The sequence below is a fragment of the Sphingomonas aracearum genome, from assembly GCF_003345355.1.
GTDB lineage: Bacteria > Pseudomonadota > Alphaproteobacteria > Sphingomonadales > Sphingomonadaceae > Sphingomonas > Sphingomonas aracearum.
Map to the genome: position 1 here is coordinate 367,285 of NZ_QQNB01000001.1, position 12,767 is coordinate 380,051.

Annotated in this window: 11 protein-coding genes; 1 reads left to right on the forward strand and 10 read right to left on the reverse strand. The window is 69.0% G+C overall.

Annotated features, from left to right (window positions below; genetic code table 11):
- Positions 1-57: 57 nt before the first annotated feature.
- From DVW87_RS01810 to DVW87_RS01820, 3 genes are all read right to left on the reverse strand, one after another.
- Positions 58-660: a class I SAM-dependent methyltransferase gene (locus tag DVW87_RS01810; protein ID WP_114686060.1), complete on the reverse strand. Its 603-nt coding sequence runs from the start codon at positions 658-660 to the stop codon at positions 58-60.
- A 139-nt stretch (positions 661-799) separates the two neighbouring features.
- Positions 800-1,183, reverse strand: a complete 384-nt coding sequence (locus tag DVW87_RS01815) for a hypothetical protein (RefSeq protein WP_114686061.1) — start codon at positions 1,181-1,183, stop codon at positions 800-802.
- Positions 1,184-1,199: 16 nt separating this feature from the next.
- On the reverse strand, positions 1,200-2,456 hold the full coding sequence (locus DVW87_RS01820; RefSeq protein WP_114686062.1) for a M24 family metallopeptidase: 1,257 nt from the start codon (positions 2,454-2,456) through the stop codon (positions 1,200-1,202).
- Between the two features lie 78 nt (positions 2,457-2,534).
- Here DVW87_RS01820 and DVW87_RS01825 point away from each other — a divergent pair, with 78 nt between their 5' ends.
- On the forward strand, positions 2,535-3,863 hold the full coding sequence (locus DVW87_RS01825; protein ID WP_114686063.1) for a dicarboxylate/amino acid:cation symporter: 1,329 nt from the start codon (positions 2,535-2,537) through the stop codon (positions 3,861-3,863).
- A 13-nt stretch (positions 3,864-3,876) separates the two neighbouring features.
- Here DVW87_RS01825 and DVW87_RS01830 read toward each other — a convergent pair whose 3' ends face one another.
- From DVW87_RS01830 to DVW87_RS01860, 7 genes are all read right to left on the reverse strand, one after another.
- Positions 3,877-4,755 (reverse strand): AraC family transcriptional regulator, encoded by an 879-nt coding sequence (locus DVW87_RS01830; RefSeq protein WP_114686064.1) that lies wholly within the window; start codon positions 4,753-4,755, stop codon positions 3,877-3,879.
- 100 nt (positions 4,756-4,855) lie between these two features.
- The gene (locus DVW87_RS01835; protein WP_114686065.1) at positions 4,856-5,476 is read right to left on the reverse strand and encodes a glutathione S-transferase family protein; all 621 of its coding nucleotides are present in this window, start codon (positions 5,474-5,476) and stop codon (positions 4,856-4,858) included.
- A complete protein-coding gene (locus DVW87_RS01840) occupies positions 5,473-6,303 on the reverse strand; it encodes a class I SAM-dependent methyltransferase (protein ID WP_114686066.1) in 831 nt (276 codons plus the stop codon). Before DVW87_RS01840 ends, DVW87_RS01835 begins: the two co-directional genes overlap by 4 nt.
- 292 nt (positions 6,304-6,595) lie before the next feature.
- A complete protein-coding gene (gene recA, locus DVW87_RS01845) occupies positions 6,596-7,693 on the reverse strand; it encodes a recombinase RecA (RefSeq protein ID WP_420822312.1) in 1,098 nt (365 codons plus the stop codon).
- A gap of 107 nt (positions 7,694-7,800) precedes the next feature.
- A complete protein-coding gene (locus tag DVW87_RS01850) occupies positions 7,801-8,154 on the reverse strand; it encodes a response regulator (RefSeq protein ID WP_114686067.1) in 354 nt (117 codons plus the stop codon).
- Between the two features lie 62 nt (positions 8,155-8,216).
- Positions 8,217-10,619, reverse strand: coding sequence for a hybrid sensor histidine kinase/response regulator (locus tag DVW87_RS01855; RefSeq protein WP_114686068.1), 2,403 nt, complete (start codon positions 10,617-10,619; stop codon positions 8,217-8,219).
- Positions 10,620-10,670: 51 nt separating this feature from the next.
- Complete coding sequence (locus tag DVW87_RS01860; protein WP_114686069.1) at positions 10,671-12,719, reverse strand: M13 family metallopeptidase; 2,049 nt, start codon at positions 12,717-12,719, stop codon at positions 10,671-10,673.
- Positions 12,720-12,767: the final 48 nt, after the last annotated feature.

The window sequence follows — 12,767 nt, forward strand, 5'->3', positions numbered from 1 at the left end:
AAGCGTGCGCTCTGCCTTGTCGCTGGTAGTCACCGGCACGGCTGCGATGCGGCACGCTCAATGGCCCGCCGCGTCCGCAACGGCGGGCCGGATGGCTTCGTGATAGGTGTTCCCGCCTTCGTCGGAGTAACAGCGGGTCAGGGTCAGGCCCAGCTCCGCAAGATGCGCGGCATAGGCGGCCGCTCCCAGCGACATCGACGGGCGGCCGGTCAGCGTATCGCTCCAGCGGCATGCCTCCCGCGGCGCGCTGAACAGGAATCGCCCGCCGGGTTCCAGCACACGCGCCACGTTGGCGAGGAGCCGCCGCTGGTCGCCTTCGTCGAGCAGGAATATCAGCCCGATCGACACAGCAGCGGCAAAGGTGCGGTCGAAGAAGCGGCTGTCCTGCGCCGTCTCGCAGGCGGCCGGCATGCCGGGAAGATGGCGCCGAAAGGCGGCCACAAGCGCCGGTGACGCATCGACGCCATGGACCGTGAACCCTTCGCTTGCGAGTGCCCGGGCGATCGGCACGCCGGACCCGCAGCCTATGTCCAGGATGTCGGACGCCGGGGGAAGACAGCGTCTCGCCCACGATCGGACCAGGTCGGCGCCGACATCCGACCGCACGGCCATGAAGCGCCCGGCGACCGCGTCCCAGCCGGCGGAAGGATCGTTCGTCATTGGCTTCCCTTGCGGCTCACCGCGGATGCCGCATGAGGAAACGTCAGGAGAGCGCATGCCAACGTCCCGACTTCCCGCTGACGAATAGGATCGCAAGGCACCTACCCCGCCCCTCACCGCCTGGGGCTAAGCCCCCGCCTCACGCCCCGCCGCACATGTGCTGCGAATCGGGCAGCGTCCAGCTCTGCTCGGTGCGCAGGTTGGTGACGGTGTAGATGCGCCCGCGATCGTCTCCCGGCGGGCAGTGGCGCGGCAGGCGGACGAGGCACACCATCGCGCGGTCGCCCGGTTTTGACGAGAGAACCGCCTGCACCTGATCGTAGGAGATCGTGACGATGCCGTTGGCCAGCACGGCCACGGAGCCGGAGTTCGGCACCGGCCTTCCCCCGCCGTCCTCAAGCCGCTGGCCGACCGTCTTCACCTGGGTAAAGGCGCACAAACCCGGCTTCAGCCGTGCCGCCGCGGGCGGCTGTGCACCGGCGGTCAGCAACAAGGGAAGCATCGTCAGAACGGCAGCACGCATCGTCGGTCCTTTCGGATCAGCCCAGGGGAGCGTCGATCGACCTGGGCGGCTCGGAGAACCAGCGCGGCCCGCTTGCGGTCATGTGGAAACAATCCTCCAGCCGCACGCCGAACCTGCCCGGCAGATACAATCCCGGCTCGTCGGAAAAGCACATGCCCTCGGCAAGCGGCGTCGCCTCGTTGTGGACGAGGTTGACCGGCTCGTGCCCGTCCAGCCCGATGCCATGGCCGGTGCGATGCGACAGCCCCGGCAGCCGGTAGTGCGGGCCGTAGCCGAGCGATTCGTAATAGCGCCGCACCGCATCGTCCACGCTGCCCGCCGGCGCGCCGAGCCTTGCCGCCGCGAACGCCACCTGCTGCCCGCGCGCCACGTCGCCCCACACCTTGCGCACCTCGGCCGAGGGCGTGCCGTACACGAACGTGCGCGACACGTCGGACTGGTAGCCCTGCACGGTGCAGCCGCAATCCATCAGCACCACGCTGCCGTTCCTCACCACCTGCGGCTTGCGGCTGCCATGCGGCAGCGCCGCCGCCTCGTCGATCAGCACCAGGCTGAACTCCGGCGCTCCGCCCAGCCGCCTCGTCGCCGCGTTCATCAGCGCGCCGATCTCGCCCGCCGTCATGCCCGGCTTCACCTTGGGCCAGGTCCAGCGATAGGCGGCGATCGTCACGTCCGTGGCCAGCTGCATCAGCGCGATCTCGGGCGCGGTCTTCACCATGCGAACGCCGCGCACCACCGGATTGGCCGACACGATCCGCGCGCCCGGCAGCGCTTTGCGCAGGCCATCCACCGCGAAGAAGCGCACCGTCTCCTCCACCCCGATCGGCTGCGTCGCCAGTCTCCGCTCCTTCAGGAACGCAGCGACCACCGCCAGCGGATCCTCGTCCTCCTGCCAGGTGCGCACCTCTGCCGGGATGCCCAGGCTTTCGGAAACCGACGGCGCCTCGAAAAAGGGCGTGACGATGATCGGCGCACCGTCCGCCGGGATCACCGCCGCCGTCAGCCGCTCGCTCCGCCCCCAGCGCACGCCGGTGAAATAGGTCAGCGAGGAACCCGATTCGATCAGCACCGCGCCGATCCCGCTCGCGCGCATCCGCTCCTGCGCGCGGGCGATCCGCGCGCGCCGCTCCTCCGGACCGATCGGCACCGCGCCGCCGGTGATGTCCTTCAGGTCTGACGTGTCCGGCTCCGCCGCCCGCAACAGGCCGGGCAGGGACAAAAGCGGCAAGGCGGCGGCCGCGCCGATCAGGCGGCGTCGTGGAAGGGAGAGCATGCCGGAAACACTAGGGCGCTTGACCCGGACGCCGCAATCCCCTTCCCTGCCGCGCAAGTTTGTTTCGAAGGATCCTCGATGGCCAAGCGCCTCACGCTCTACATTCTGATCGGCCTGGTGGCGGGGCTGCTGGTTGGCTGGGCCCTGAACGCCGCCATCGCCGATGGCACGCCCGCCGCCGCCGACCGGCTGGAGGCGATCGCCGGCTATCTGAAGATCGTGACGACGGTGTTCCTGTCGCTCATCAAGATGATCATCGCGCCGCTCGTCTTCGGCACGCTTCTGGTCGGCATCGCGCACATGGGCGATACCGGCGCGCTCGGCCGCATCGGCCTGCGCTCGCTCGGCTGGTTCGTCAGCGCCAGCCTGATCTCGCTGACGCTCGGGCTGATCCTCGTCCACATCCTGCAACCCGGCGTCGGCCTGAACCTCCCGCTGCCGCCCGCCACCGAGGGCAGCGGGCTGGATCGCAGCGCGTTCGACGTCGCCAAGATCATCACCCACATCTTCCCTACCTCCGTGATCGACGCGATGGCCAAGAACGACATCCTCCAGATCGTCGTCTTCTCCGTCTTCGCCGGCGTCGCCATCACCGCGGTGGGCGAGCGTGCCGCGCCGCTCGTGAAGGCCGCCGAGGCGCTGGTCGCGGTGATGTTGCAGATCACCGATTACGTGATGCGGTTCGCGCCCTTCGCGGTGTTCGCCGCGGTGGCCGCCACCATCGCCGAGCAGGGTCTGGGCGTGATCGGCAACCTCGCCTACTTCATGGGTTCGGTCTATATCGGCCTGGCGCTGCTGTGGTGCGTGCTGATCGCGCTGTGCTTCCTCTTTGTCGGCGGGCGCACGCGGCTGCTCCTGCGCTACATCCGCGAGCCCGCGCTCCTAGCCTTCTCCACCGCCTCCTCCGAAGCCGCCTTTCCGCGCACGCTGGAGGCGCTCGACCGGTTCGGCGTGCCGCCCCGCATCGCCAGCTTCGTCCTGCCGCTCGGTTATTCGTTCAATCTCGACGGCTCGATGATGTACATGACGTTCGCGTCGCTGTTCATCGCGCAGGCCTATGGCATCGACCTGCCGCTCGGCACGCAGATCGCCATGCTGCTGACCCTCATGATCACGTCCAAGGGCATTGCCGGCGTGCCGCGCGCCAGCCTCGTGGTGATCGCCGCCACCTTGTCGTCGTTCAACATCCCGGAGGCCGGCCTGCTCCTGATCCTGGCGATCGACCATTTCCTCGACATGGGCCGCTCCGCCACCAACGTGCTGGGCAACGCGGTGGCCGCCAGCGTCGTCGCCCGCTGGGAAGGCCCGCTCGACCCGCGCGAGCCGGCCGAACAGCTCGCCCCGGTCGCGCCGAGCGGCGGCGGCGTGCAGCGCGACGACGACAGCTTCGCCGAGGCATCGCGCTGAACGCCATCCTGGCCTATCGCAACGGCAGGAACAGCTCCGCCACGGCTTGATGCTCCGACACGTCGGGGAAGAAGCTCAGGCGCTGGCAGTAGAGCGGGAAATCGCGAAGTTCCTCGCCGCTTGCCGGCAGCCAGTCGCGGTAGAGAAAGAGCGCAGCCGGCTCCAGATCGTCTGTGCCGCCGACGACGGGCAAAACCGCGCACCGCCCACCCGGGATCAGCCCCGCCTCGACCCGCTCGCCATGCTGCTCGAACGATTGGTCCGTGCCCGCGCACAGGTCCATCCGATAGTCGGCCGGCGCCGCCGTCCTCGGGTCGCCGTGGAAGATGTTGAACGTCGCGCTGGCCGGCGGGACCAGCCCTGCCTTGCGTCGCCACGCGATGAACCGCTGGATCGTCGCGCCGACCATGGCGGGATCGCCCCGGTGCTCCAGGATGGCCACCGACGTCGGCGACACCTCGCGGATCGTCACGTCCGCAGCGGAATAGTTCTTCGTCATCAGCGTGCTCCTTGCATCGTCAAGTGCCCCAAGGGCGTGGAGCCACGGCCCCCAATCGGGGGCTGTACGGAACGAAGAAGGGGACTGGCCGAACCGCTGCCGAAACGCACGGGCAAACGCGTCCGGCGCATCGTAGCCGGCGTCGAACGCGATGCCGGTGACACTCTGCCCATCGCGGAACGCCAGCTGGTAGGAAGCGCGTTTCAGTCGCGCCAGCTGGACATAGCGGTGCACCGACACGCCGAACACGGCCGTGAACTGTCGGTGGAAATGGTATTTGGAAAAGGCCGCAACCTCGCTCACCGCTGCCAGGTCCAGGTCGTCGTCGAGATGACGATCGACATGGTCCAGCGCCCGTCGCAGTCGGGCATGGTAGTTCCGAAGCGCCTTCATCCTTCCGTCCTCCGTGGCGCGCCCATCTAGGCGCCGCGGAGCCTTGCAGGCTCGACCGATCTTGCGCTTTCGAGCTCGTCAGCCGTTCGGCAGTCGCATCTCACGCATAGGCATAAGGCCCGCCCTTCGCGAGCGCCGCCTGGTAGGCGGGCCGCGCATGCACCTTGTCCAGCCAGGCGATGGTATGCGGGCGGCTCGGCCCCAGCCCGGCGCGACTGCGCGCGGCCTCCAGCGGGAAGCTCATCATGATGTCGGCGCCGGTCAGCGTGTCGCCGGCGAACCAGGGCCGCTGCGCCAGTTCGGACTCGATATAATCGAGATGCACGTCGATCATCGGCTGGATGCGCTTGGCGGCCGGCTTGCCCAGCAGCGGAATGCGCCCGAGCACCAGCAGCACCAGCAGCGGCGGCATCACCGAGCCTTCGGCATAGTGCAGGAACTGGCGATAGCGCAGCACCGCGTCCCGATGCGCCGGCGGGCCGAGCTTTCCGTCCGCCTTGTCGACCAGATAGTCGACGATCGCCCCGGTTTCCACGATGGTGCGGCCGTCGTCCTCCAGGATCGGCGACTTGCCGAGCGGATGCACCCGGCGCAGCTCGGGCGGCGCGAGCATGGTCTCCTTGTTCCGCTCGTAGCGCTTGATCTCGTACGGCAGCCCGAGTTCCTCGAGCATCCACAGCACGCGCTGCGAGCGGCTGTTCTCTAGATGGTGGACGATCATGCATGCTCTCCTGCTGCCCGCGCGGTCCAGATCCAGGCGGCCGCGGGGATATCGACGACATCGCCGTTGCGATACGCACGGAGCGCGGATTCGAGCCGCGCCCGCAAGCCGGGACGCTCGGCGGCACCCGCGTCGCGCAGCAGCGATGCGGCGGGGCCGATGCGCGACAGGAAGTCCGCGCCGTCGCCGACCGGATCGTCGCCTGCGCCCACACGATAGGCGAAGCGGACGCATCGAGGTGTCGGCTCGCGCCACCCGGCCCTCCCGAGCATATCTTCAACGAACCCCGGATCGGCAAAGGCGAACGGTCCGGGCACGTAGCCCGGCGCGGGAGCGGGCGGCGTGGCGATCAGGCCCGACCAGGGATTGTCGGCGCGCGAAGCGAAGCAGCTGAACACCAGGGCGGCCCCCGGTGCCGCCGCCGCGCGCAGCGCCGCAAAGGCGGCCTGCGGCTCGGGAAAGAACATCACGCCGTGCCGCGAGAAGAACAGGTCCACAGGGCCGACCGACGACGCCACGCCAAGTGCGTCGCCGATCACCAGGCGGGCGTTTCGGGACTCGCCAAGCCGCTGCGACGCGATCGCCGCAAGACCTGGCGAGAGCTCGGCAGCGGTAACCGCCAATTGCGGGCGAGATCGCGCCAACGCCAGGCTGGTCGCCCCCGCGCCCGCGCCGATGTCCAGCGCGGTTCGCGTGCCGGCTCCGGCGCTTGCCAGGATCGCCGCATCGAGGTGGCTCGCCAGATCCGCGAGCGCGCGGTCGGTGCGGCGCCATTCGGCCGCCCAGACATCGCCGACACGGCCGGTCCAGTCTGCGGCGCCTGTCATGCTGCGCCCGGCGATGACCGCCCGCCCCGACCGGCGAGATTCGAAACGTGCGTACCGCGCCAATGATCGGCGCCGCGAGCCGAAAGGCGGTTGCTCCGCACCCCGCCCTCCGCCGTTGCGCGATGCGCTCGACAGTGCGCTGACGACGGACACCGGCACGGGAGCAGCCCACCGCCCGACGCCTCGGGCGGTGGTGCGCCGCCACACCGCCGCTGCGGCAACACCTTCGCACACGAAAACGGCCCGCCATTGCCGGCGAGCCGCTTGTACCTTCTCCGGGACGCCGACGCGATCAGAGGTCGTCGTCCGGTTCCGGGCCCGCCATCATCCCCTCGGCGACCTCCTCCGTGCGTGCACGCAAGGCACGCTCCAGCTTGTCGCGCAGCTCGGGATTCTCGCGCAGGAACGTCTTGGCATTCTCGCGCCCCTGCCCGATCCGCACCGAGTCATAGCTGAACCAGGCACCCGATTTCTCGACCAGCCCCTGCTTCACGCCGATGTCCAGGATCTCGCCGATCTTGGAGATGCCCTCACCGTACATGATGTCGAACTCGACCTGCTTGAACGGCGGCGCGACCTTGTTCTTCACCACCTTCACCCGGGTGGTGTTGCCGATGATGTCCTCGCGGTCCTTGATCTGGCCGGTGCGGCGGATGTCCAGGCGCACCGAGGCGTAGAACTTCAGCGCGTTGCCGCCGGTCGTGGTTTCCGGATTGCCGTACATCACGCCGATCTTCATGCGCAGCTGGTTGATGAAGATCACCATGCAGCGCGAGCGGCTGATGGAGCCTGTCAGCTTGCGCAGCGACTGCGACATGAGGCGCGCCTGCAGGCCGACATGGCTGTCGCCCATCTCGCCCTCGATCTCGGCGCGCGGCACCAGCGCCGCCACCGAGTCCACCACCAGCACGTCGATGGCGTTGGAGCGCACCAGCGTGTCCGTGATCTCCAGCGCCTGTTCGCCCGTGTCCGGCTGGCTGACGATCAGCTCGTCGATGTTGACGCCCAGCTTCTTGGCATAGACCGGGTCCAGCGCATGCTCGGCGTCCACGAAGGCCGCGGTGCCGCCGTTCTTCTGCGCCTCCGCGATCACATGCAGCGCCAGCGTCGTCTTGCCCGAGCTTTCCGGCCCGTACACCTCGATCACGCGACCGCGCGGCAGCCCGCCCACGCCCAGCGCGATGTCCAGCCCCAGCGAGCCGGTGGAGATCGCCTCCACCTGCATCGCCTCCTTGGAGCCCAGCTTCATCGCCGAACCCTTGCCGAATGCGCGATCGATCTGCGCCAGCGCGGCGTCGAGCGCCTTCTGCCGGTCCGCACTCACCCGATCATTTGCCTTGTCGCTGGAAGCCGCCATGTCGCCGCCGATCACCTTCAAACTTGCCGCCACTGCCTGCCTCCATCGCTAAACCGGATGTCCGCGCCGTTCAACGCGTCATCGGTCATGTACGACATCTGTTCCAAAAGAACAAGAGGAGAACGTAAATTCTTCGCCGTTCAGGCGAGGCCGTCCAGCGCCCGCGTCACGCCGTCCATGGTGAACGGCTTGGACAGGGTCGGGCGGTTCTGATGCTCCGGCGCGATGCTGTCCTGGGTGCCGCCGGTGGCGAACAGGAACGGGATGCCCTGCTCCGCCAGCGCGTCCGCGATGGGCCAGCTCTTCTGCCCGCCGCGCAGGTTGACGTCGAGAATGGCGGCATCGACATCGCCCTCCGCAACCAGCGCCAGCGCATCCTCCACCGTCTCGGCGGTGCCTGCCACCCGCTTGCCGAGGAGATCGAGGAAATCCTCCAGCATCATGGCGATCAGTGGCTCGTCCTCGACGATGAGGATACGGGAGGGTCCGGTCATCAGGCGCTCCTAGCGCGGCGTGCTGCACCGCGCAAAGCCATTTCCCGGCCGGCGGTGGGACATCATTTCGGCGCCAGCACGTCGCGCGCCGCCTCGGCAAGCTGCTGCACCGAGAACGGCTTGGGCAGGAACGCCACATTGTCCAGGTCGATCGACTTGCGCAGCTGCTCCTCCGCATAGCCGGACATGAACAGGATCGGCAGGTCCGGATAGCGCCTGCGCGCGTGGCGCACCATGGTCGGCCCGTCCATCAGCGGCATCACCACGTCCGAGATCAAGAGATCCGGCCGCTCGCAGCGCTCGAGCAGTTCCAGCGCCGCTTCGCCATTCTCGGCCGTCAGCACGGTGTACCCTTGCCGCGCCAGCGCTCGCTCGGCGACCGCGCGCACCATGTCCTCGTCCTCCACCAGCACCACCGTGCCCGTGCCCCAGAGCTCGGCCGGCCGCTCGCGCGCCGGCGCCGGGGCGGGCGCCGCAATCGGCGCCGCTGCGGCGTGCACCGGCAGGTAGATGGTGAAAGTGGCGCCCTGCCCCGGCCTGGAGTCCGCGAAGATGTAGCCGCCGGATTGCTTGACGATGCCGTACACGGTGGACAGGCCCAGCCCCGTTCCCTTGCCGAACTCCTTTGTCGTGAAGAACGGCTCGAAGATCTTGGGCAGCACGTCCGGGGGGATGCCGGTGCCGGTGTCCGAAATCTCCAGCGCGACGTAATCGCCCACCGGCAGGATGTCCGACGCCATCCGGCGCACGTCGCTGGCGGTCACGCCGCGCGTGTGGATGGACAGCGTTCCGCCCCGGCGCGGGTCCTTGGTCAGCATCGCATCGCGCGCGTTGACCGCCAGGTTCACCACCACCTGCTCGAGCTGGCCCGGATCGGCGCGCACCGCGCCCAGGTTGCGGCCATGCCGCACGTCCAGCACGATCGTCTCGCCCAGCAACCGCTTGAGGAGGTTCGACACCTCGGAGATCACGTCGGGCAGCTGCAGCACCTGCGGGCGCAGCGTCTGCTGGCGCGAAAAGGCGAGCAACTGCCGCGTCAGGCTGGCCGCGCGGTTCGAATTGGCGCGGATCTGCTGGATGTCGTCATAATCGCTGTCGCCCGGCGAATGGCGCATCAGCATCAGGTCGCAATGCCCGATGATCGCGGTCAGGATGTTGTTGAAGTCGTGCGCCACGCCGCCGGCCAGCTGGCCCACCGCCTGCATCTTGGTCGCCTGCGCCACCTCGCGCTTCAGCCGGCTTTCCTCGCTGTTGTCCTTCAGGCTCAGCAGCACCGCCGCGTCGCCCAGTCCCCGCGCGCCGGCGATGGAAAGCGCGACCGGCTCGTCCGGATGGTCCTTCAGCCGCACCGCAAGGTCGGCCGAATGCGTCGCGCCGCCGGCGAATCGCCGGATCGCATCGGCCACCGCCGCCTTGTCCTCGCGGATCACCAGGTCGCCGGGGTAGATGGGCGGGGCCTTGGCATCCACCTGCGCGGCGCGGGCGAAAGCGTCGTTCATCTGGAGGAAGCGCCCGTCGCGATCGACCAGCGCCATGCCGAACGGCATCAGGCTGACAAGGCTGCGCACATGCGCCGACGCGCTTTCGCCGATCGCCGGATGGGCAACCGCCTCCTCCTCGTCCAGCAGCGCGATCAGCAGCGCGGCGTCCTCGCCCCCGTTCGGCGCCAGCGGCACCTGCAGCACGCGCAGCGGATTGCCCGCCGTTCCCTCGCGCTCGAAACGGACCAGCCCGCGATGGTCGGTGACGAGGAAGTGCGCCAGATCGCGGCCGGCGATCGCCCCTTCCTCATGCCCCATCGCGCGCGCGCGCAGCACGCGATTGGCGGCGCGGATGCGGCCGTCGGGCGCGATCAGGGCGGCCATGATGCCCGCCTCCGCCAGCCGGTCGCCCGCCGCGCCCGCCAGCATCGTCTCCACCGAGCGCGCCTGCTCCGCCTGCTCGGCCGCGCGGAAGCGCCAGAGCAGCAGATCGTCCTCCGCACCCACCCGCTCCACCACCACCGCCAGCGGCGTGCCGCGCGAGATCAGCCCATCCGCCGCGGCGCGACCGTCCCGCCAGGCGGCACGCCCGGCACTGCCGATCCGCGCCACCCCCGCCTCTCCCAGGGGCAGCGCCGGGGGCGTGGGAAAGCCCTCGAACAGGGCCTCGTAACGGTCGTTGGCGCACACCAGCCGGCCTGCGCGGTCGGTCACCGCCACCGCCTCCGGCAGGTCGGCGGCCAGGCTGCGCGCAACCGACCAGTCGGGGTCGCCCGAGCCGCGCGCGGCCGCCGGGAACAGATGGCGGGCGGCGACCAGACCGCCGGCCACCAGCAGCCCCGTCGCCAGAAAACAGGCGGCAACCGTCCTGTCGCCCAGCGCCCAGAGGATCAGCACCGCCGCGGCCAGCCCCGCCCCGCCCGCGATCAGCGCGGCCTGGCGGGCGGGGGTCAGGGCAGGAACGGTAAGCGGGGCGGTAGCCATGCGGCTGTCTGTCGCCCCGCCGCCTCACCCGTCAAGCGGCAACCGCTCGTCTCACCAGATGCGGACGCGCTCTTCCGGCGAAAGGTACATCTTCTGCGCCGGAGCGACCTTGTACGCGTCGTACCAGGCGTCCATGTTGCGCACCGTCATCACCCGCTGCGCGGCCGGCGCGTGCGGATCGGTGAGCAAGCGGTTGCGCAGATCGCCTTCGCGATGCTTGCGGCGCCAGACCTGCGCATAGCCCATGAAGAAGCGCTGGTCGCCCGTGGTGCCCGCGATCACCGGCGCCGGCTTGCCGCCGAGCGACGCATGATAGGCGTCCAGCGACGCCAGGAGGCCGGCAATGTCGGCGGTGTTCTCGCCCAGCGTCAGCCCGCCCTTCACGTGATAGCCCGGCAGCGGCTCATAGGCGTCATATTGCGCGACCAGCTTGTCGGTGCGCGCCTTGAAGGCGGCGACGTCGGCGTCGGTCCACCACTTCGCCAGCCGGCCCTGCACGTCGTACTTGGATCCCTGGTCGTCGAAATGGTGGCTCATCTCGTGCCCGATCACCGCGCCGATCGCGCCGTAGTTCACCGCCGGGTCGGCGTTGGGATCGAAGAACGGCGGCTGCAGGATCGCCGCGGGGAAGGTGATCGCCACCAGCGTCGGGTTCGCCTGGGCGTTCACCGTCATCGGCGTCATGCCCCATTCCCAGCGATAGATCGGCTTGCCCAGCTTGCCGATGTTGTACTGGTGCGCGAACTGGTTGGAGCGCAGCTCGTTGCCGAAGGCGTCGCCGCGCACGATGTTGAGGCTCGAATAATCGCGCCACTGGCTGGGATAGCCGATCCGCGGCGTGAAGGCGGCGAGCTTGGCATGCGCCTTCACCTTCGTTTCCGGCGTCATCCAGTCGAGCTTGTCGATGCGCACGTTCATCGCCGCGATCACGCCCGCGACCAGCGTGTCCATCGCCGCCTTGGTGGCCGGCGGGAAGTACCGCGCGACATAGGGTTTGGAGACCTCGTCGGTCAGGATCGAGCCGGTATAATCCACCGCCCGCTTCCACCGCGCCTGCTGTTCCGGCACGTCCGCGATCACCGTCGCATACATGTGGAAACGCTCGTCATCGAACGCCTTGGGCAGCACGGAGGCATAGCCGTCGAGCGAGCGCAGCAGCAGCTGATCCTTCAGCACCTGGAGCGGCGCAGCCCCGATCAGCGCGGCGATCTTCGCCACGGCATCCGGCTGGCCGACGATCACCGTGTCCACCGGCGTGCCCATGCCCTTGAAATAGGCCGCGAAGTCGAAGCCCGGCGCCGAGCGCCCAAGCTCCGCCACGCTCAACTTGTTGTAGGTGAGGTCCGAATTGCGGTTCTTGATCCGGTCCCAGCTCACTTCGGCGATCTGCGTCTCGAACGCCACCAGCGCGGCGGCGCGCGCCTCGGCATTCGCCTCGCCCGCCAGGGTGAACATCTTGGCGATGTGATCCTGATAGGCCTGCTTCTTCGCGGCCAGCTTCGCATCGAGATAATAGTCGCGATCCGGCAGGCCGAGGCCCGCCTGGCCCATGCGCAGGGCATACTGCTCCGGATCCTTCGAGTCCTGCGACACGCCGGCGCCGAACGGACCGGCGACGCCGTTCACGTCCGCTTCGGCCGCCAGCGCCGGGTAACCGGCCTTGTCCGACAGGGTCGCGATGCGCGCCAGCCACGGCTTGATCGGCGCGAGGCCCTTCGCCTCGATGGTTGCGGTGTCGAGATAGGTCGCATAGGCGTCCCCGATCTTGGAGCCGGGCTGCTTCGCGGCGGCCTCCAGGATGCCCTTGGTCCGCTCGCGCGACATGTCCTGCAACACGTCGAACGCGCCGATGTTCGGCTTGTCGTTCGGGATGGTCGTGGTCTTTTCCCAGGTGCCGTTCACGAACTGGTTGAAGTCGTCCCCCGGCACCGCCGCCCGGTCCATGCCCGGCGTGTCGATGCCGAACGTGCCGTAGGCAGGATGGCCGGGGCGCGAAACCGGCACCGCGGCGGGCGCAGTCTTGGCTGCCTGCTGCGCAAAGGCCGCGCCGCTCAGGGCCGAGGCGGCGAGAAGGGAAAGGAACAACGGAGAACGCGGCATCGGGCTTCCTTCACTGGGAGAAGGCGTGTTGTAGCCGGGCAAGACGCC

Excerpts from the sequence above, each read along its gene's own strand:
- DVW87_RS01855 (WP_114686068.1), bottom strand. The coding sequence starts at position 10,619 with ATGGCTACCGCCCCGCTTACCGTTCCTGCCCTGACCCCCGCCCGCCAG.
- DVW87_RS01860 (WP_114686069.1), bottom strand. The coding sequence starts at position 12,719 with ATGCCGCGTTCTCCGTTGTTCCTTTCCCTTCTCGCCGCCTCGGCCCTG.
- DVW87_RS01830 (WP_114686064.1), bottom strand. The coding sequence starts at position 4,755 with ATGAAGGCGCTTCGGAACTACCATGCCCGACTGCGACGGGCGCTGGAC.
- DVW87_RS01850 (WP_114686067.1), bottom strand. The coding sequence starts at position 8,154 with ATGACCGGACCCTCCCGTATCCTCATCGTCGAGGACGAGCCACTGATC.
- DVW87_RS01825 (WP_114686063.1), top strand. The coding sequence starts at position 2,535 with ATGGCCAAGCGCCTCACGCTCTACATTCTGATCGGCCTGGTGGCGGGG.
- DVW87_RS01815 (WP_114686061.1), bottom strand. The coding sequence starts at position 1,183 with ATGCGTGCTGCCGTTCTGACGATGCTTCCCTTGTTGCTGACCGCCGGT.
- DVW87_RS01840 (WP_114686066.1), bottom strand. The coding sequence starts at position 6,303 with ATGACAGGCGCCGCAGACTGGACCGGCCGTGTCGGCGATGTCTGGGCG.
- DVW87_RS01820 (WP_114686062.1), bottom strand. The coding sequence starts at position 2,456 with ATGCTCTCCCTTCCACGACGCCGCCTGATCGGCGCGGCCGCCGCCTTG.
- DVW87_RS01835 (WP_114686065.1), bottom strand. The coding sequence starts at position 5,476 with ATGATCGTCCACCATCTAGAGAACAGCCGCTCGCAGCGCGTGCTGTGG.
- DVW87_RS01810 (WP_114686060.1), bottom strand. The coding sequence starts at position 660 with ATGACGAACGATCCTTCCGCCGGCTGGGACGCGGTCGCCGGGCGCTTC.